The organism is Streptomyces sp. AA4, from assembly GCF_000158875.1.
Classification (GTDB): Bacteria; Actinomycetota; Actinomycetes; order Mycobacteriales; family Pseudonocardiaceae; genus Amycolatopsis.
Map to the genome: position 1 here is coordinate 3,097,373 of NZ_GG657746.1, position 17,968 is coordinate 3,115,340.

At 69.9% G+C, this 17,968-nt stretch carries 21 protein-coding genes; 6 read left to right on the forward strand and 15 right to left on the reverse strand.

What is annotated here, in order from left to right; translation table 11 throughout:
• Positions 1 to 34: 34 nt before the first annotated feature.
• The 4 genes from iolD to iolC are packed head-to-tail and all read right to left on the reverse strand — an operon-like array spanning position 35 to position 4,504.
• Complete coding sequence (gene iolD, locus SSMG_RS14345) at positions 35 to 1,894, reverse strand: 3D-(3,5/4)-trihydroxycyclohexane-1,2-dione acylhydrolase (decyclizing) (RefSeq protein ID WP_009076885.1); 1,860 nt, start codon at positions 1,892 to 1,894, stop codon at positions 35 to 37.
• The gene (gene iolB / locus SSMG_RS14350) at positions 1,891 to 2,697 is read right to left on the reverse strand and encodes a 5-deoxy-glucuronate isomerase (RefSeq protein WP_009076887.1); all 807 of its coding nucleotides are present in this window, start codon (positions 2,695 to 2,697) and stop codon (positions 1,891 to 1,893) included. Before iolB ends, iolD begins: the two co-directional genes overlap by 4 nt.
• A complete protein-coding gene (locus SSMG_RS14355) occupies positions 2,694 to 3,560 on the reverse strand; it encodes a hypothetical protein (protein ID WP_009076890.1) in 867 nt (288 codons plus the stop codon). The genes iolB and SSMG_RS14355 overlap by 4 nt, the downstream gene beginning before the upstream one ends.
• On the reverse strand, positions 3,557 to 4,504 hold the full coding sequence (gene iolC / locus SSMG_RS14360; protein WP_009076892.1) for a 5-dehydro-2-deoxygluconokinase: 948 nt from the start codon (positions 4,502 to 4,504) through the stop codon (positions 3,557 to 3,559). The genes SSMG_RS14355 and iolC overlap by 4 nt, the downstream gene beginning before the upstream one ends.
• Before the next feature lie 90 nt (positions 4,505 to 4,594).
• Between iolC and SSMG_RS14365 the strand changes: the two genes are divergently transcribed.
• Positions 4,595 to 5,359, forward strand: coding sequence for a GntR family transcriptional regulator (locus tag SSMG_RS14365; protein ID WP_009076893.1), 765 nt, complete (start codon positions 4,595 to 4,597; stop codon positions 5,357 to 5,359).
• A 59-nt stretch (positions 5,360 to 5,418) separates the two neighbouring features.
• On the opposite strand, the gene SSMG_RS14370 is transcribed toward SSMG_RS14365, so the two are convergent.
• Together SSMG_RS14370 and SSMG_RS14375 are read right to left on the reverse strand one after the other, a co-directional pair.
• Positions 5,419 to 6,231 (reverse strand): enoyl-CoA hydratase/isomerase family protein, encoded by an 813-nt coding sequence (locus SSMG_RS14370; protein ID WP_009076895.1) that lies wholly within the window; start codon positions 6,229 to 6,231, stop codon positions 5,419 to 5,421.
• A gap of 66 nt (positions 6,232 to 6,297) precedes the next feature.
• Positions 6,298 to 7,173: a MaoC family dehydratase N-terminal domain-containing protein gene (locus SSMG_RS14375; RefSeq protein ID WP_009076896.1), complete on the reverse strand. Its 876-nt coding sequence runs from the start codon at positions 7,171 to 7,173 to the stop codon at positions 6,298 to 6,300.
• A 156-nt stretch (positions 7,174 to 7,329) separates the two neighbouring features.
• Here SSMG_RS14375 and SSMG_RS14380 point away from each other — a divergent pair, with 156 nt between their 5' ends.
• A complete protein-coding gene (locus tag SSMG_RS14380; RefSeq protein WP_037713656.1) occupies positions 7,330 to 8,007 on the forward strand; it encodes a GntR family transcriptional regulator in 678 nt (225 codons plus the stop codon).
• A 9-nt stretch (positions 8,008 to 8,016) separates the two neighbouring features.
• Here SSMG_RS14380 and SSMG_RS14385 read toward each other — a convergent pair whose 3' ends face one another.
• Complete coding sequence (locus SSMG_RS14385; protein ID WP_009076900.1) at positions 8,017 to 10,800, reverse strand: FAD-binding and (Fe-S)-binding domain-containing protein; 2,784 nt, start codon at positions 10,798 to 10,800, stop codon at positions 8,017 to 8,019.
• Between the two features lie 55 nt (positions 10,801 to 10,855).
• Here SSMG_RS14385 and SSMG_RS14390 point away from each other — a divergent pair, with 55 nt between their 5' ends.
• Together SSMG_RS14390 and SSMG_RS14395 are read left to right on the forward strand one after the other, a co-directional pair.
• Positions 10,856 to 11,608, forward strand: coding sequence for a FadR/GntR family transcriptional regulator (locus SSMG_RS14390; RefSeq protein ID WP_078560780.1), 753 nt, complete (start codon positions 10,856 to 10,858; stop codon positions 11,606 to 11,608).
• Positions 11,609 to 11,644: 36 nt separating this feature from the next.
• Positions 11,645 to 11,989, forward strand: coding sequence for a DUF3140 domain-containing protein (locus tag SSMG_RS14395; protein ID WP_009076904.1), 345 nt, complete (start codon positions 11,645 to 11,647; stop codon positions 11,987 to 11,989).
• Between the two features lie 863 nt (positions 11,990 to 12,852).
• Here the strand turns inward: SSMG_RS14395 and SSMG_RS14400 are convergent.
• Both SSMG_RS14400 and SSMG_RS14405 read right to left on the reverse strand, forming a co-directional pair.
• Positions 12,853 to 13,158, reverse strand: coding sequence for a MoaD/ThiS family protein (locus SSMG_RS14400; RefSeq protein ID WP_037713658.1), 306 nt, complete (start codon positions 13,156 to 13,158; stop codon positions 12,853 to 12,855).
• Positions 13,155 to 14,258 (reverse strand): sialidase family protein, encoded by a 1,104-nt coding sequence (locus SSMG_RS14405; protein ID WP_037713660.1) that lies wholly within the window; start codon positions 14,256 to 14,258, stop codon positions 13,155 to 13,157. The genes SSMG_RS14400 and SSMG_RS14405 overlap by 4 nt, the downstream gene beginning before the upstream one ends.
• 184 nt (positions 14,259 to 14,442) lie before the next feature.
• Here SSMG_RS14405 and SSMG_RS45355 point away from each other — a divergent pair, with 184 nt between their 5' ends.
• Together SSMG_RS45355 and SSMG_RS14415 are read left to right on the forward strand one after the other, a co-directional pair.
• A complete protein-coding gene (locus SSMG_RS45355) occupies positions 14,443 to 14,709 on the forward strand; it encodes a hypothetical protein (RefSeq protein ID WP_286156955.1) in 267 nt (88 codons plus the stop codon).
• Positions 14,706 to 15,074 (forward strand): hypothetical protein, encoded by a 369-nt coding sequence (locus SSMG_RS14415; RefSeq protein ID WP_009076912.1) that lies wholly within the window; start codon positions 14,706 to 14,708, stop codon positions 15,072 to 15,074. Before SSMG_RS45355 ends, SSMG_RS14415 begins: the two co-directional genes overlap by 4 nt.
• Positions 15,075 to 15,138: 64 nt before the next feature.
• Here SSMG_RS14415 and SSMG_RS14420 read toward each other — a convergent pair whose 3' ends face one another.
• Genes SSMG_RS14420 through SSMG_RS14445 form a run of 6 tightly spaced genes read right to left on the reverse strand, consistent with a single transcriptional unit; the run spans position 15,139 to position 17,932 of the window.
• A complete protein-coding gene (locus tag SSMG_RS14420) occupies positions 15,139 to 15,393 on the reverse strand; it encodes a hypothetical protein (RefSeq protein ID WP_037713663.1) in 255 nt (84 codons plus the stop codon).
• Positions 15,381 to 16,265, reverse strand: coding sequence for a glycoside hydrolase domain-containing protein (locus tag SSMG_RS14425; RefSeq protein ID WP_009076915.1), 885 nt, complete (start codon positions 16,263 to 16,265; stop codon positions 15,381 to 15,383). The genes SSMG_RS14420 and SSMG_RS14425 overlap by 13 nt, the downstream gene beginning before the upstream one ends.
• A 3-nt stretch (positions 16,266 to 16,268) precedes the next feature.
• Positions 16,269 to 16,505 carry a hypothetical protein gene (locus tag SSMG_RS14430; RefSeq protein ID WP_009076917.1) on the reverse strand — a complete coding sequence of 79 codons (237 nt, stop codon included), beginning with the start codon at positions 16,503 to 16,505 and terminating at the stop codon, positions 16,269 to 16,271.
• A 46-nt stretch (positions 16,506 to 16,551) separates the two neighbouring features.
• Complete coding sequence (locus SSMG_RS14435) at positions 16,552 to 16,854, reverse strand: hypothetical protein (RefSeq protein ID WP_009076918.1); 303 nt, start codon at positions 16,852 to 16,854, stop codon at positions 16,552 to 16,554.
• Positions 16,851 to 17,078, reverse strand: coding sequence for a hypothetical protein (locus SSMG_RS14440; protein WP_009076921.1), 228 nt, complete (start codon positions 17,076 to 17,078; stop codon positions 16,851 to 16,853). Before SSMG_RS14440 ends, SSMG_RS14435 begins: the two co-directional genes overlap by 4 nt.
• Before the next feature lie 8 nt (positions 17,079 to 17,086).
• Positions 17,087 to 17,932 carry a hypothetical protein gene (locus SSMG_RS14445; RefSeq protein ID WP_037713666.1) on the reverse strand — a complete coding sequence of 282 codons (846 nt, stop codon included), beginning with the start codon at positions 17,930 to 17,932 and terminating at the stop codon, positions 17,087 to 17,089.
• Positions 17,933 to 17,968: the final 36 nt, after the last annotated feature.

The window sequence follows — 17,968 nt, forward strand, 5'->3', positions numbered from 1 at the left end:
GTGACGCGGGAACCGTTCGGTGCGGACCGAAGCGTCAGAGATAACGCCGCTGGTTCCGCTTCTCCGCGACATAAGTTTCGTAAGCCGCGCGCGTGGAGTCCACCTCGGACACCTCGCTCACCGGCACCTCCCACCAGGCCGACCCAGGCGGATTGGGCGCCAGCGGGTCTGTCTCGACCTGCACCACCGTAGTCACCGGATTCGCCTTGGCCTGCTTCATCGCCGCCCGGAACTCGTCCACAGTGGACGCACTCAGCACGGTCGCGCCGAGGCTGGCCGCGTTGGCCGCGAGGTCGACCGGCAGGACGTCGCCTTCCAGCAGTCCGTTGTCGGCGCGATACCGGTACGCCGTCCCGAACCGTTGCGAGCCCAGGGATTCCGACAGCGAACCGATCGACGCGAACCCGTGGTTCTGCACCAGCACGACGATCACCTTGAGCCGTTCGGCGATCAGCGTGACGAGTTCCTGCGCCATCATCAGGTACGAACCGTCGCCGACGAGCACGACCACCTCGCGCTCCGGCGCGGCCAGCTTCACCCCGACGCCCGCGGCGACCTCGTATCCCATGCACGAGTACGCGTATTCCACGTGGTAGGCCTTGGGATCTCGGGCCCGCCACAGCATTTGCAGGTCGCCCGGCATCGAGCCGGCGGCGTTGATCACGACGTCGCTGTCGTCCAGCGAACGGTTCAGCGCACCGAGGATCTCCGTTTGCGCGGGCAGGGGAGCGTGCCCGAGGTCGAAACAGGCGTCGGCGGCGCGGTTCCACTCATCGGCGAGCTGCCGGGTCCGCGCGCGGTACGCATCGGAAACCTGCCAGCCGGACAGCGCGGTCGACAAAGCTTCCAACCCGCGCCGGGCGTCGGCGACCACCATCTCGGCGGAGTGTTTCGCGGCGTCGAACCGGGCGACGTTGAGATTCACGAACCGCACGTCCGGGTTGCCGAAGACGGTGTGCGAAGCGGTGGTGAAGTCGCTGTACCGGGTGCCGATGCCCAGCACCACATCGGCGTCCGCCGCCAACGCGTTCGCGGCGGAAGTGCCCGTGGAACCGAGACCGCCGACCGCGCACGGGTGGTCCCACGGCACCGCGCCCTTGCCCGCGTGCGTGTCGGCGACCGGAATCCCGGTAGCGGCGGCAAAAGCGCGTAATTCCGCCCAAGCCTCGGAGTACACGACGCCGCCGCCCGCGACGATCAGCGGGGCCTTAGCGGAACGCAGCAGTTCCGCAGCCCGGGCCACGGCTTCCGGAGCGGGCACCGCGCGGTCGACGTGCCAGACGCGGCGGCGGAAGAAGTCCTCCGGCCAGTCGTAGGCTTCGGCCTGGACGTCTTGCGGCAGCGCGAGCGTGACGGCCCCGGTCTCCACCGGATCGGTCAGCACCCGCATCGCGCCGAGCGCGGCCGGGATCAGCTGTTCGGGCCGGGTGATCCGGTCGAAATACTTCGACACCGGGCGGAACGCGTCGTTCACCGAAACGTCGCCACAGCGCGCGTCTTCCAGCTGCTGCAGTACTGGATCCGGGCCGCGGCCAGCGAAAACATCGCTGGGCAGCAGCAACACCGGAAGCCGGTTCGTGGTCGCCAGCGCGGCGCCGGTGATCATGTTCGTGGACCCCGGACCGGTGGACGCGGTGCAGGCGAACGTCTGGAGCCGGTTGCGCATTTTCGCGAACGCCGCCGCGGCGTGCACCTGGCCTTGTTCGTTGCGCGCGAGGTAATACGGAAAAGTCCCGGTGTGCGCGACCTGCAGCAGCGCCTGACCGAGCCCGGCGACGTTGCCGTGCCCGAAAATCCCGAAACAGCCCGGGATCAGCCGATGCTCGACGCCGTCGCGTTCGGAGTACTGGTTGGCGAGAAACCGCACCAGGGCCTGCGCGGTGGTCAGCCTCATCGTGCGCCTCCGAACGGCAGCCGGGGATCGACGTCTTGGGCTTCCCAAGTCTGGCGCACCCATGCATGCGCGGGGTCGTCGCAGATCAGCCACGCCCGTTCGGGCCCCGGACCGGCCATCACGTTCAGGTAGTACAGGTCGTAGCCGGGCGCGGCCATCGACGGACCGTGCCAGCCGTGCGGGATCAGCACGACGTCGCCGCTGCGGACTTCCTTGAGGATGTCGATCGGCCGTTCTTCAGTGCCGTAAACCCGCTGGTACCCCATCCCGCCGCTGGCGACTTCGAAGTAGTAGATCTCCTCGAGTTCGCTCTCGCCTTCGCGCGCCTCGTCGTGTTTGTGCGGCGGGTAAGACGACCAGTTCCCGCCTGGCGTAAGGACTTCGCAGACGAGCAACTGGTCGGCGTCGAAGGTATGCGGCAGGCAATAGTTGTTGACCTGACGGCTGCAGTTTCCCGCACCACGCACTTCAGTCGGCACGCCTGAAGCGGGTCCGTAGCGCGCGGGCAGCCGTTTCGAGGTCTTCGCCGAGGGCAGGGCGAACCTTCCCCGGCCGGTCAGAACAGCTTCGGCATCCCTTGGCAGGTAAGCGAAATCGGTGACCGCGTCGAACACGCCGGTCCGGCCGGCCAGCTCGAACTTCTCCCCGTCGACCGACACCGAGCAGTTGCCGGACAGCGGCAGCACGAGCGTTTCGGCGTCGCCGGTGGAGACGGTCTCGGCACCGTCGAGTTCGAGGACGCGCAGGCCGGAGTAACCCCATCCGGCCGATTCGGGAGTGATGACGAGACTGAACTGGTTCACAGCAACCCCACCGCCGTATCGACCGCCTTGGCGACGTCGCCGTCCTGCGGATAGAGCAGCGACCGTCCGACCACCAACCCCTGCACCGTCGGCAGCGCGAGCGCCGCCTGCCACGACGCGAACGCCGCGTCCGGATCCGTCACCTCGCCGCCGAGCAGCACCGCGGGCAGTGTCGAGGCGGCCAGCACCCGTTCCATTTCGGCGACCACCGGCAGCTTCAGCCAGGTGTAGGCCGACGACCGGCCGAGGCCGGACGCGATCGTGACGGACCGGATCACCGCGTCGGGGGAGAGGTCGTTGACGAGCCGCCCGTCCGTCCAGGCCGAGAGGAACGGCTCGACCATCGCGAGCAGCTTCCGGTCGGCGAGTTCGTTGACCGCCTTCGCGGTGTTCTGCAGGACGCTCGGCGTGGCCGGGTCGTCCAGGCAGATCCGGGTGAGCATCTTTCCGCCGTCGAACCGCATGCGCGCGAGGGTTTCCGCGTCGTAGCACGCGAACCGGTCATCGATCTCGAAGCTCGACCCGGCGAGCCCGGTGCGGTTCATCGACCCGAGCACCGTCTTGCCGTCCAGCACGCCGAGCAGCAGCAGATCGTCGATGACGTCCGGGGTCGCGAGGACGCCGGTGACGCCGGGGCGTTCCAGCGCGACGCACAGCCGGTCCAGGAGTTCGCCCCGGTCGGCCATCGCCAGCGAATCCGCGCCGACGGCGTTCGCGCCTCGGGCGGGATGGTCGGCGGCGATGATCATCGCCGCGCCCTTGTCGTTGAACAGCGATTGCGCCGGTATCCGCGCGGCGGCCGCTTCGGCGATGGCCTCCGGGTCGTGCACCCGGGCGGCGACGATCCGCTCGACGGTGTTCATTCCGTCCCTCCGAGCCTGCGCAAAACCTGCTCTTCCGTCGGCATCGCGTCCGAACAGGCGAGTGCCCCCGCGACGTGCGCGCCCGCGGCGTTCGCGAACCGCATGATCCGCTCGATCGTCCAGCCCGCCAGCAGCCCGTGCACCAGCGCGCCGCCGAACGCGTCCCCCGCGCCGAGCCCGTTGACCACCTCCACCGGCACCGGCGGCACTTCCACCTCGCCGGCGTCGTCAGCCACGAGCACCCCCTTCGGTCCCTGCTTCACCACGGCGAGCGAGATACCCTTGTCCCGCAACGCTTTCGCGGCCTCCCGAGGCTCGCGCAGGGCCACCGCGGTGTCGCATTCGTCGAGGTTGCCGACCGCGACCGTGGCGTGGGCCAGCGCCTTGCCGACCCATTCGCGCGCCTGCTCGCGGGATTCCCAGAACATCGGCCGGTAGTCGAGGTCGAGCACGGTGATTCCCTCGCGGCCGCGGGCCTCCAGCGCGGCGAGCGTGGCCGAGCGGCTCGGTTCCCGCGAGAGCCCGGTCACCGTCGCCCAGAAGACTTTCGCGGAGCGGATCGCGTCCAGGTCGAGTTCGCCGGGGGAGAGGTCGAGGTCGGGCGCCTTGGGGAAACGGTAGAAGTAGAGCGGGAACTCGTCCGGCGGGAAGACCTCGCAGAACGTCACCGGCGTCGGCAGGTGCGGCGAGGTCCCGACGAACCGGTCGTCCACGCCGTACCCGGCGAGCGCGCGGCGCAGGAACCGGCCGAACGGGTCGGCGCCGGTTTTGGTGATCACCGCGCTGGCGCGGCCGTACCGGGCGGCGGCGACCGCGACGTTGGTGGCGCTGCCGCCGAGATATTTGCCGAACGAGGTGACGTCTTCCAGGCCGACGCCGGTCTGCAGCGGATAGAGGTCCACCCCGATCCGGCCCATCGTGACGAGGTCGAACCCCGTGCTCATCGCGTCCTCCTCGCAGGCTGTGCTCCGACCGTGCCCCGTGCCGGAGGACTTTGTCAAGACATACGGACATACGCGCGCTAGACTGCGCCGATGAGCACCAGTCCGGCCTGGGACCCGGTCCGCGGGATCGCGGTGGACCCGGCGAGCCCGGAGCCGCTGTACTTCCAGGTCGCGCGGCAGCTGCGGGCCGCGATCGACGAGGGCCGGCTGCCCGCGGGCTCCCGGCTGGCGAACGAACTGGACCTCGCGGCGGGGCTGCGGCTGTCCCGGCCGACCGTGCGGCAGGCGATCCAGTCGCTGGTCAACGAGGGTTTGCTGGTGCGCAAACGCGGCGTCGGCACCCAGGTGGTGCGCACTAAAGTCGCCCGGCCGCTGCGGCTGAGCAGCCTGTTCGACGACCTCGCCGGGCTGGGCGAGACGCCGTCGTCGGAGGTGCTGGTCAACCGCGTCGAACCGGCCGACGCCGAGACCGTCGCGCTGCTGGAGGCCCCCGAGCTGCGGCAAGTCCGGCGGCTGAAGCGGATTCGCTGCACGGGCGGCGAACCGTTGGCGATCATGAACAACTGCCTTCCGGACGGCATTCTCGACGTCGAGGACGACGAATTGCGCTCCCAAGGGCTCTACCAGCTGCTACGGCAGGCGGGGATCCGGCTGCATTCGGCGCAGCAGAGCATCGGCGCGCGGCTGGCGACCGAGGAAGACGCGGTGCTGCTGGATGAATCGCCCGGCGCGGCGTTGTTGACCATGCAGCGCACCACCTACGACGAAACGGGCCGGGTAGTCGAATACGGCTGGCACGTTTACCGGGCGTCGCGGTATTCGTTCAATCTGCCGCTGACGCACGGTCCCCAGTAGAAATCTGCGCCGATTCGGCGGTGCCGGACAATTTCTGCGAGGCTGCCCCGACTGTCTGCTTAGGACTCGTGCCCGCGGGAGAAGTCCGGCTTGCGGCGTTCGCGGTGCGAGGCGAGGCCTTCGCGGACCTCGGGACCGGCGAAGCCGTAGAACTCCAGGGCCAGCGAAGAGTCGAAGATCGCGCCCGCGAGCTGCCGGTACCAGAGGTTGAGGCTCTGCTTCGTCCAGCGGATCGCGTTCGGCGCGCCGTTGGCCAGCTCGTGCGCGATCTCCCGCGCGGTGGGCAGCAGCCCGTCCTCCTCCTCGACGCACAACGACACGAGCCCGATCCGCTCCGCCTCGGCTCCGGTCATCGGACGGCACGTCATCAGGTAGTACTTGGCCTTGGCCATCCCGCACAGCAGCGGCCAGCAGATCGCCGCGTGGTCGCCCGCCGCGACGCCCAGGCGCGTGTGACCGTCGATGATCTTGGCGTTGGCAGCGGCCACCGAGATGTCCGACAGCAGCCCGGCGACCAGGCCGGCGCCGACGGCCGGACCGTGGATCGCCGAGACAGTCGGCTTCGAGCAGTCGATGACGTTGTAGACCAGGTCCCGGGCCTCGCGCATGGTGCGCGAGCGGGCCTCGAAGTCGTTCGCCAGCTTCTCGACCAGGTCGAACGAGCCGCCCGCGGAGAACCCCTTGCCCTCGCCGCGCAGCAGGACGGCCTTCACCTCCGGGTCGCGGTCGAACTCGCGCCAGACGTCGGCGAGTTCGCCGTGCGCGGCGTCGCTGACCGCGTTGAGGTTCGGCGCGTCCAGGACGAGTTCGATGACCCCGTCCTCGTCCGGCCCGTCGATCCGCAGGTTCTCGAACTGCGCGTAGCGGCTCATTCAGCTTCCCTCCGTCGTCCGGAACACCTGCGCCACCTTGCCATCGGAGCGGAGGCCGCCGCCAGATCAGCCGTCTTCTTCGGCCAGCTCGACGGCAAGGCTGGTGCTCGGGCCGGACGGACCGAGCAGGTCGAGCGCGACGGAACGGGTGCCCGGCCGGACCCGGAGTTGCGCGGGCTGTCCGCAGAACAGCGGCGCCTGGTTGCGGTGGCTGATCCGGCGCGCCCGGGAGGCGGGGGAGTCCAGCCGCAGCACCTCGGCCAGCGCCAGCGACATCAGCGGTCCGTGCACGACCAGGCCGGGATAGCCTTCGACCCGCGTCGCGTACGGCCAGTCGTAGTGGATGCGGTGCGCGTTGGCGGTGGCCGCGGAGAACCGCATCAGCAGCGTCGGGTCGGTGACGAACTCCCAGGTCTGCCCGTCGGTCCGGCGGAACGGCGAGCCCCCTGGCTGCAGCGCGGCGGCGGTTTCCGGAACCGCGGGCGCGGAGGACTGCCCGGCCTCGCGGTAGAGCATGTCCTGGCGTTCCTCGACATACGGCGTTCCGTCCATTCCGGACAGTTCCGTGCGGACCTGCATGAGCACCAATTTCCCGGAGCGGCCGGATTTCTCGGTGACGGAGTCCACAGTGGAGCGTCGGTGCACGGTCTCGCCGACCTTCGGCGCCCGGTGTACCACGACCTCGCCTCCGGCGAACATCCGCCGCGGCAGTTCCACCGGCGGCAGGAAATCGCCGCGCACCGGATGCCCGTCGCGGTCGAGCCGCGAAGACGCCGGCCAGCGCGGGAGCGCGACCCAATGCCACAGCGGCGGCAGTTCGTCACCTTCGCGCGGCGTCGGGAGCCCGTTGTCGAACAGCGCGGCAAACGCGGCGACGAGACCGGGCTCGAGCACTTCTTCGCTGGTGAGGGCGTACGGTTGCCAGGCTTCCGGTTCGGACATGGGTTCCTCAGATCCTGTCGCGGGCGAGGCCGTCGGGGGGATACTTTATCAGGAATGCGGCGGGTCAACGGGCTTGCACAGCAGGGATGAGCAGGGGGTGAGCAGAGCCGCTTATGTAATACTTTATCGGAATGACGGTTGCCGGAGGGGGAGGCGATGCCCGAGACGACGGGTGCGGGACCGCGCCGCGGCGGCCCGGCGAACCTGAAATCGCTGGCCGCGCACGAAATCCGGCGGCGGGTCTTCTCCGGGCAGCTGCGGGCCGGCGAGAAGATCGACCAGGAGGCGCTGGCCGACGAACTCGGCATCAGCAAGCTGCCGATCCGGGAAGCGCTGATCACGCTCGACCACGAGGGCGTCGTGGAGCACATCGCCCGCCGGGGCGCGTTCGTGGCGCAGATGACGCGCGACGACATCCGCGACCACTACCGCGTGTTCGGCCTCGTGTCCGGTCTGGCGGCGGAGCGCGCGGCGAAGAACCTGTCGCCGGAAAGCCTGCAGGCCTTGCACGATCTCGCCGACCGGATGGAGTCCGGAGTGGACCGTGCCGAACAGGAACGGCTGAACTTCGATTTCCACCGCAGGATCAACTACGCCGCTGATTCCCGCCGTCTGGTCTCGATCCTGGGCATCCTGGCGAAAACGGTGACGCACGGGTTTTACGAGGCGCACGAGGACTGGCCCGGCAAGGCGCACGAGGACCACCGGAAGATTCTCAACGCACTCAGCTCCCGGTCGGCTGCGCGGGCTCGGTCCATTGTGGAGAAGCACTTCTCGGACGGTGGCGATCGTGCGGTGGCGTTGCTGGAGAAGCAAGGCTTCTGGGACCGCTGAGCCGCTGCGTCAGCGTCGTTTCAGCAACTGTGCCAAGTGGACGCCGCGTACGCCGGCCAGTTGATCGGCTTGGGTGCGGCAGGAGAAACCGTCGGCGAGGAACACAGCGCCGGGGTTGTCTCGGAGCGCGGGGAGCAGCGCGTTTTCCGCTACCGCAACGGAAACGTCGTAGTGGCCGCGTTCCATGCCGAAGTTGCCGGCGAGTCCGCAGCATCCGGCGAGAGTGTGCAGTTCCGCGCCAGTCGCCGCGAGCAGGGCTCGGTCGGCTTCGTAGCCCAGCACCGAATGGTGGTGGCAATGCGGCTGCGCGACCACTGTGACACCGGACAGGTCAGGCGCTTGCCAGCCTTCTGTCTTGGCGAGGAGTTCGGCGAGTGTCGTGACCGCGCCGGAAACCGCTTTGGCGTCCGGATTGTCGGGGAACAGGTCCAGCAGGTCCGACCGGAGCACGGCAGTGCACGACGGTTCGACGCCGACGATCGGAAGCCCAGCCTGCGCGTACGGGCGCAGTGTCTGCACGAGGTCGCGGAGCTTCCGGCGGGCGGTGTCGAGCTGGCCGGTGGTGATCCAGGTGAGCCCGCAGCACGGCCGGCGCGGCGGGACGAGCACGCGGTATCCGGCGTCGGCGAGCACCGCGGCGACCGCTTCGGCGACGTCGGTGTCCATGCCGTCCGAAAAGGAATCCGCCCACAGCACGACTTCCGGCCCCTGTTCGCGAATCCTGCGCCGGGACCGGGTGAACGAGCGGCGGGCGAATCTCGGCGCCCGGCGGCGAGTGTCTACTCCGGACAGTGCTAACAGGGCCTTCTCGACCGGGCGGATCGACATCAGCGCGTTGACGACGAGCGGGCCGAGCACCGGGATTCGATGCAGCAGACGGATCCAGTCCGGCAACCGGCCCAGCGTGTAATGCGAGACGGGACGGATCCGATGCCGGTATTTCCGGTGCAGGGCTTCGGATTTGTACTGCGCCAGGTCCACACCGGCCGGGCAGTCGCTGCCGCAGGCCTTGCAGGACAAGCACAGATCGAGCGATTCGTGCACCGCGGCGTCCGACCACCCGGACACCAGCGTCCCGTTCGCGACCTCCTGCAGCACCCGGGCGCGGCCGCGCGTGCTGTCCTTTTCGTCGCGAGTGGCCAGATAAGACGGACACATGAAACCGCCGGCCGCACGGTTGTCGGCGCGGCATTTCCCGACTCCGACACACCGGTGCACGGCGCGGGTGAAGTCGCCTCCGTCGTGCGCGAAGGAGAAACCGCCCGCGACGACTGGGAGCGGATGTGCTTGCGGGCGGCGGAGATCGGCGTCGAGCGGACGCGGCCGGACGACGACGCCCGGATTGAGGAGGTCGTCGGGATCGAAGAGATTCTTGACCGCGCCGAACAGCTCGATCGTTTCGGCCGAGTACATCTGCGGCAGCAATTCGCTGCGCGCCCGGCCGTCGCCGTGCTCGCCGGAGAACGAGCCGCCGTAGCCGACGACCAGCTTCGCGGCGGCGGTCAGGAACGCGCGGAACACCGTGGCGTCGCGTTCGAGCGGCAGGCCGAGCCGGACGTGCACGCAGCCGTCGCCGAAGTGGCCGTAGGGGAGTCCTTCGAGGCCGAATTCGTCGAGGAGAGCGTCGAAATCCCGCAGGTACGCGCCGAGCCGTTCGGGCGGGACCGCGGCGTCTTCCCAGCCGGGCCACGCCTGCTCGCCGGTCGGCGTCCGGCCCGCGAGCCCGGCGCCGTCCTCGCGGATCCGCCACATCGCGGCAGCTTCGGAGCCTTGCGCCAGCACGACGTGGTCGAGTGCTTGAGAGTCCTTGACGAGCCGCTCGGCGTTGTGCCGGGCCTCAGCTTCGGTCTCGCCGCCGACCTCGATCATCAGCCAGCCGGCACCGTCGGGCAGCGCGGGCACGGTGCCGCGGTGGTTGCGCACCAGGTCGACCAGCCGGGCGTCGAGCCCTTCGACCGCCAGCGGCCGGTGCGGCAGCAGCCCGGGCACGACGTCGCCGGCCGTCGCCATGTCCGGGTAGCCGAGCACGACCAGCAGCCGAGCGGGGGAGACGTCGACCAGGTCGACCGTCGCTTCCAGCGTGACCGCCAGGGTCCCCTCGGTGCCGACCAGTGCGCGAGCCAGCGACCGGCCGTTCTCCGGCAGCAGATGTTCGAGTGAATATCCGGACACCTGACGGCTGAACCGGCCGAATTCGGTGCGCAGCAAGCTGAGCCGGGTGTCGATCAGTGCGGCGAGGCCAGGCACCGCGTCGGACGAACCCGCGGTGAACTGCCGTCCGGTCCCGTCGACCACGCTGAGTTCGCGAACGTTGTCCGCGGTCCGGCCGTAGGCGATCGCGTGCGGCCCGCAGGCGTTGTTGCCGATCATGCCGCCGAGCGTCGCGCGGGCGTGCGTGGACGGGTCGGGGCCGAAACGCAGCCCGCGCGGTGCGGCGGCGCGCTGCAGGTCGGCGAGGACGACGCCGGGCTGCACGACCGCGGTCCGCGCCTGGGGATCCAAGTCGACAATGCGGTTGAGGTGCCGCGAAAAGTCGAGCACGATCCCCGGCCCGATAGCGTTGCCCGCGACCGACGTACCCCCGCCTCGGCTGGTCAGCGGAACGCCGTGCCGGCGGGCGATCTCTAGGGTCGCGAGAACGTCGCCGGTCTCCCGCGGCAGCACGACGACCTGTGGGACGACCCGGTAGTTGGACGCGTCGGCGGAGTACTCGGCGCGACGGCGGACGTCGGCGTGCACCTCGCCGCGCACGTTCGCGCGGAGGTCGGCGAGCAGCTCGTTTTCGGTGGACATCCCAGGCCTGAACTTAGGTGTTTGAAACAGTGCCGTCAATCCGTACGCTGGCCCGATGACCTCGGGACGGAGGGGGCCGCCGCCGGAACTGGCCCGGGTGCGGCGGGTGAGCGTCGTGGACTCGCTGGTCGAAGAGATGACCCGCAAGATCCTCGGCGGCGAATGGCCTCCCGGGACCGCGCTGCCGTCGCTGCGCCAGTTCGCGGCCTCGGCCGGGGTGTCGATGCTGACCGTCCGGGAAGCGGTCCGGACCCTGCAGGCGCGGGGCTGGGTCGAGACGCGCCAGGGCGTCGGGACGTTCGTGCTGGAGCCCGCCGCCAGCCGTTTCGTGCCGTGGCAGCTGGGCGCTTCGGATGTCGCCGAGTATCAGGAACTGATCGAGGCGAGGGAAGCTCTCGAATCGACCGTCATCGCACTGGCCGCCCGCCGTCGAACCGCTGGTGAACTGGCGGTTTTGACGGACCTGGTCGACCGGATGGCAGCGGCTTTGACCGACCGAGACCGTTTCCTGGAAGCGGACGCCGAGTTTCACGTCGCGCTCGCCGAGGCCGCGCACAACCGGATCCTGCTGCGCAGCATGCTCGCGATCCGCCTCCCGCTGCGCCGCCTGATGGCCGACCGGCTCCGCGAGGAACTGACCGAACACGGCGATCTCACCCGGTCGTGGGAGGACCACCGAGCGATCGCGGAGGGCGTCCGGTCGGGCTCACCGGGACCGGCCCGCGCCGCACTGGCGCGGATCGCCGCCCGGGCCCGGTCCTATGTGGACTCGCCGCCGCCCGGGTTTGCCGCACGGCCGTCCGGGTAACCGACCTCGCGAAGACGACGCCGGGAGGTGATCGACGTGGCCACGCACGAGACCGTGGACGAGGACCTGTGGACGGAATTCCACCGGGTGGTGAACATGACCTCGCGGGAGCTGGCGGACTGGCTGCGCACCCGGGAGGCCGGCCCGGAAACCGAACCGCTGCCGGACCAGGCGGGCCCCGCGACGGGCCGGAAGGTGCTGTCGATCCTGGGCAAACGCAAGTCGGACGTGAACGGGAACGACGTCGAGGTCATGCGCGACGTGGTGGACCGCGTGCACGCCTCGTGCCGCGACGACTTGGAACCGGTCGCGGGGGACGCGGGGTGGCGGCAGGGGTTGATGTCCCTGGGGCACGACCCGATGAAGCCGGTGCGCGACTGATTCGGCGGTGCCAGCCTGCGGGGAGCACTACGAGGAGGCCTCGGTCGCTGCCGAATCGCCGCGCTGCGGAGTTGCGTGCGGGACGCGCCGACGCCGCGTTGGTCTCGTGTGCAGACACGGGTTCACCGCGATCTCGTCCGCAGAGTTGGGTTTTCGCAGGCATGGTTTGGGTGCCTGGAGTTCCCTGCTGATCTGGTGCGATCGGCCGCCCGGGCGTATTCGATGGTGAGCGGCGTGTGCGAAAGCGCTTGCGGCGAGGGGAATCCGGCGATGCTCGGCGCGAATGCGACCGTGCATGGGAGTTCGGCGCTTCCAGCCCGGCGCGAGTGCTCGGCCAGGTTGAAGCTTGGCGGCGGTTGTGGGGTGGGCTCGCTCCGGGGTCGCCACTGGGGATGTTGAGGGAGTGGCCTGGCGCGACTGCTCGGCCGGGCTGAGGCTTGGCGGCGGTTGTCGGGTGGCTCGCCCTGCGGTCGCCGCTGGGCGCGGGTGCGTTGAGGGTAGTGGCGTGGCGCGAGTGCTGGGCCAGGCTGAGGCTTGGCGGCGGCTGTCGGGCGGGATCGCCCCGGGGCCGCTTGGCGCGGGTGCGTCGAGGGTATCGGCCTGGCACGACTGCTCGGCTAGGCTGAAATCGCGGCGACCGGCGTACCTGGGCGGCATCACCCTGGCGCGAACGCATACGTCGTAGGTGCCGGGGGCAGGCCGGGCACGGGCGCGTCAGTACACCCGCCCTGGCTGCGACCGCGCGCAGCATTCTTGCCAAGCCCGGTGCCAACCCGGCCGGAAAGACGTAAGCCCCGGGCCTCGGTGCGCCCCCGGGACGCACCGAGGCCCAGGGTTCTTCCCCTCGGCCGGTGGTCGGTGGGTCAGCCGCCTGCCATGGCTCCGATGATCAGGAACGGTTCGGCTCCCGAGAGGACCGGGGCGGGCAAGGCGGTGTCCGGGGCGGTGTTCGACAGGTCTTCCTCGCAGGCGAAGAACCGGACGAACGCGCGGCGTTGGCCCGTCGTCGTGTCGCGGACTGTGCCGCGCAGTTGCGGGTACGCGCGTTCCAGTGCGTCGAGCAGGGTGTCCCGCGTCGGCGGGTCCTCGATGGGCAGCTGGATCTCTCCCTCGACCTTCGCCAGACGGCGCAGGTGCGTGGGCAGTTTGACGCGCACGGTGGTGGTCATCGCAGGGTTTGCACCTCGACCGAGCACACCGCGGGCAGGTCGCGCACGATCGGGGTCCAGTTGTCGCCCGCGTTGTTCGACGCGTAGACCTGTCCGCCGGTGGTGCCGAAGTAGATGCCTGCCTCGTCGCAGGAGTCGACGGCCATCGCGTCGCGCAGGATGTTCACGTAGCAGTTTTCTTGCGGCAGTCCCGCGGTGAGCGGTTCCCATTCGTCGCCGCCGGTGCGGCTGCGGTACACGCGCAGCTTGCCCTCCGGCGGGTAGTGCTCGGAATCGCTGTGGATCGGGATCACGTACACCGTTTCCGGTTCGTGCGGGTGGACCGCGATCGGGAAGCCGAAGTCGCTCGGCAGGTTGCCGCTGATTTCCCGCCAGTTCTCGCCCGCGTCGTCCGAGCGCATCACGTCCCAGTGTTTCTGCATGAACAGCACGTCCGGCCGCGACGGGTGCAGCGCGAGGCGGTGCACGCAGTGCCCGACCTCGGCGTCCGGGTCCGGGATGCCGTCGGAGTGCAGGCCGCGGTTGATCGGCTGCCAGGTTTCGCCGCTGTCGTCGCTGCGGAACGCGCCGGCGGCGGAGATCGCGGTGAACATCCGCTGCGAATTCTTCGGGTCGAGGATGATCGTGTGCAGGCACAGCCCGCCCGCGCCGGGTTGCCAGCCCGGCCCGGACGTGTGCTTGCGCAGCCCGGTCAGCTCCCGCCAGCTCTTCCCGCCGTCGGTGCTGCGGTACAGCGCCGCGTCCTGCGCGCCCGCGTACACCGTGTCCGGGTCGGTCAGCGACGGTTCCAGATGCCAGATCCGCGTGAACTCCCACGGTTTCGGCGTGCCGTCGTACCAGAGGTGCTCGCCCGCCCCGCCCTCGTAGGCGAAGTCGTGGTCGACCTGGTTCCACGTCTTCCCGCCGTCGTCGGAACGCTGGATCAGCTGGCCGAACCACGACGTGGACTGCGACGCGTACAGCCGGTCCGGGTCCGCGGGCGAGCCGGCGACGTGGTAGACCTCCCAGCCGCCGAAGTGCGGACCGTCAACCTCCCAGCGCGTGCGGCCCTCGTCCGAGGTGAGGATGAACGCGCCCTTGGTGGGTTTTTCTAAAGACATACTCAACGTCTTCGAGGTCTGATCCTGAGCCGGTCCTCGCGGAGAAGGTGATGCTACTCGGCTCTCGGCTGGGTCAGCCCTGTGTGTTTCCCCGAGTTGTACCCCCTTTTCAGGGGAGGTGAGGCGCGTTGACAGCTTTGCTCCCGTAGCGTGATCGAGCGATTACGACGGGAGACTGATGGGGTTGACGGCGGTGCTGGAGGCGGTGAGAACGGCGGCAGGGAGGATCGGGGCCGCGCGTGTCCGGTCTGTCGGCGGTGGCCGGTGGGGAGAGCGGTTGGCCGCGTTGTGCGGGTTCGCCGCGATTGCCGCTGTGACCGTTGTTTCCGCCGGGGCCGGTCTGGCCGAGCGCAGGCCCGTCGACGAGGTCGATCGCGCGCTTGCCGAGCCGTCGCAGCTCGGCGATCTGCTGCGCGCGTGGTGCACGCACATTGAGGAGACCAGGACATGATCAAGCGCATCGCGTTCGTCCCGATCGCCGTTGCGATCGGTATCGGCGTTGCGGCCTGCGGCAGCGGCAGCAGTACACCGTCGGCCGGTTCGTCGGCGGAGCAGCCCGCTTCCTCTGCCACGGCCGTCCCGGCGGGGACCGGTGACCCTGTCGCCGAGTTCGTGCAGCGCGCCAACGCCGCGGGCATGAACCTCGATACCGAGGCCGAGCGCGCGAAGCTTCAGGCGTACAAGGGGATATGCCAGGCCAACACCCTGCGCCAGATCATCGATATCGGCATCGGCGTCCGGGAGACGTCCGGTGTGAAGGTCGACAAGGAGGCCGTGTACGCGGCGAGCGACGACTTCTGCGCGAAGATCAAGTAGACCCCGGGGCACGCGACAAGCCCCCCGCCGACGGATCGGCGGGGGGCTTGTCGTGTTCCTGTGGTTACGGGCGGGGCGGAGGTGGGGCGTCGAGTTTCGAGAGCGGTACGACCTTGCGGCGGGCGAGGATCGTGGACGCGATCGAGCCGAGCACGCCCGCCGCGGACACGATGATGTTGATGGTGGTGTCGGGGATGACGGCCCAGCCGGTGGCGACGATCGCGACGAGCAGTCCCCGGACGGCTTCGGCGATCGCGACCGGTTCGGAGGCGGCGGGTGCGCCGATCGGGTCGGCGTGCTGGCCGGTCACGCGCACCACGCAGTGAATTTGTGGTCGGCCTTGTACCGCAGGCTGACGCACCGGACCCCGTCGGGCACCGCGATGGCTCCCGGCCTGTCAGAGTCGATGAACTGCGCGGCCGGGATCGGCTTGTACTGGGGATCGGCGCCGGAGTCGCAGATCCCGGACAGGCCGAGGATCTGCACCCGGCGGCCGTAGTGCGTGCTGATGAACAGGTTCCGTTTGCCGTTGCACGGGACGGAAACGAAGTCGTCGTCCGTCGGTTCGGCAACAACTGCCATGTCGTCCTCCGTTGTGGATGCCGCCGGGGCGGTGTGGTTGTGCTGGCCCCAGTCCTCGGCCAGCACGTCGTTGAGGTCGCAGTCGACGCCGCCCACCCGGACGGTCCCGATCCGCTGGTAGAGCGCGGCTTTCGCCGACCGCTTGCCGCGGGACCAGGCTGCGGTCTGCCAGCCGTAGCGGGCGTGCTCGCCGACGGCCTGCTCGATCACGTCGAACTCGCCGTAGACGCCGGTCCGGTCGTAGCCGAGGACGGACGCGGCGCCGTCGAGGTAGGCCATGACCGCGGCGAACTGGCCGGGGGTGACCTGGTCGGAGTCGATCGCGAAGTAGATCGGCCGGTCGGCGGGGAACCCGCAGGCGTCGGCGTCGGCTCGGGCGGCGCGCGCGGCGGCCGCCCCGGCCGGGCAGCCGCCCGCGGCGTCGCCTGCGTGATTCTCGTAGACGAGCGCGACCCCGACGCCGTTGCGGGCCATGTCCGCGTACTCGGCGGGGGTGAGGTTCTTCGTCCGGCCGGGGGTGCCGATGTAGCGGACGACGCCGGCGTGGCCGGCGTCGGCCACGGCCGCACCGCTGGGGCGGCCGGAGGAGTAGTCGAGCACGGTGGCCATGGGTCAGCCTCCCAGGATCGAGTGCAGGCCTTGGACGACTCCGCCGCCGAGGACCGCGGCGGCGCCGGCGGCGGCCCACACTTTCCGTTCGAGCGCGCGGATTCTGGCCTCGTGGTCGCTCAGCGTCGGCCCGACGGTGTGTTTCAGCTCGTTGCGGACGCCTTTCACCTCGTCGTGGACGGCGCGTACTTCGTCGTACAGTTCTCGCGTGGTGATGACGACGTCGCCGGGCTGGGCCATCGGTCCTCCTTCCGTGCACAGTGGACAGTCATGGTCGTGGTCATGGTCACGTTCCCCGGTGTCGGTCGGCGGGGTGCTGGTGGCGTGACCGGCGGCGGCGTTTCGCGGCGGCGGCCTGGCCGCCTTGGGCGGCGGTGCGGCGGCGGTGGTGCCACGTGCATTTGGTGCGCAGCATCTCGATGCGGTGGTCGTCGCGATCGCCGATGTGGTCGGCCTCGAGCCGCGTGGTTTCGGCACACCGGGTGCCGTCGGAATAAGTATGGCGGCAGCGGTATTCGTCGCGTTCGAGACAGGCCGCGCGCCGCTCGGCCCAGTCCGGCGGCAGCGGCGCGGCCCGCCACGCGGTCACCGTGTCCCGCCGTGGTGAGCCTTGAACAGCGCTCTGCCCTGCGGGGTGGACCGCATGATGCTGGTCGCCAAACCGGGTGCTTCGCGTGCGGGCACCCCGGCTTTGATCAGCGCGTCCCGCAGCGCCGTCCACGGGTGCGGGGAGAACATCCACTTCTTGGCGCCTGCGCCGGTGGCCCAGTAGGCGAACAGTTTCGGCGAGACGGTCGCGAGTGCCGATGTCACGGGATCGCTCAGTTTCCGAGGTACACGACGTTGAGCGCGCAGGCCGCGGCGAAGGATTTGAGGTTCAGGTCCCCGCCGGAGTTCTGGTAGGTCCACACGCTCAGCTCGGTGCCCGCGGTCAGGTAGACCGGCTGCGCGTCGCTCGTTTTCGGCCACTCGCCCGGCCGCGGGATGCCGGTGTTCGAGGCCCACACCAGCCGGGCCGCGTTCGGGTCCGAGGCGAGCGACACCCACGCCGCGCGTTCGCTGTTGGCCGCCGCGGGCGCGGCCGTGCCGTCGAACCGCATGGACAGGCCCATGCTGTACCAGCCTGTCGCCGGGACGGTGAACGCGTCCTTGGCCGGGTTCCAGGCGAAGCCGGTGTTCCGCTCCGGGTCCGGCCACGCGACTTTGTAGTAGCCGGCGTTGGCGGTGTTGGCCTGGTCCGCGGCGAGCACGACCCGGGTGGCGTAGGCGTCGGGCTTGCCGTTTTCGAGGGCGGCGACCCGGGTGTGGAGGGCGTTGTTGCCCTTGGTCGCGTCCTGGGTGATCGTGATCCGGGCGTCGTTTCCTTCGGCGACGGTGCCGGCGTCGGTCCCGTAGAGCGGGCTGATCGCCCGGTCGGCGGAGAGGTCCCCGCCGCCTTGCAGCCCGTTCGCCCCGGTGACGGTCCGGGCGGTCGGGACCTTTCCGGATTCCGCCGCGGTCACGCGGACGCCGAGCGCGCTGTTTCCGGTCGCGGGGTCGGAGGTGCGGGCGTCGAGTTCGGCGAGGGAGTCGACCACCGGTTTCCCGAACGCGGGCACGGAACCGACGCCGTTGACGGTGATCTGGCTTCCCGGCACGGGCATGGCGGGCGGGTTGGTGAGCGTCACTGGCGCCTCCACGTAGTCTCGTTGCCGAGCACCTGG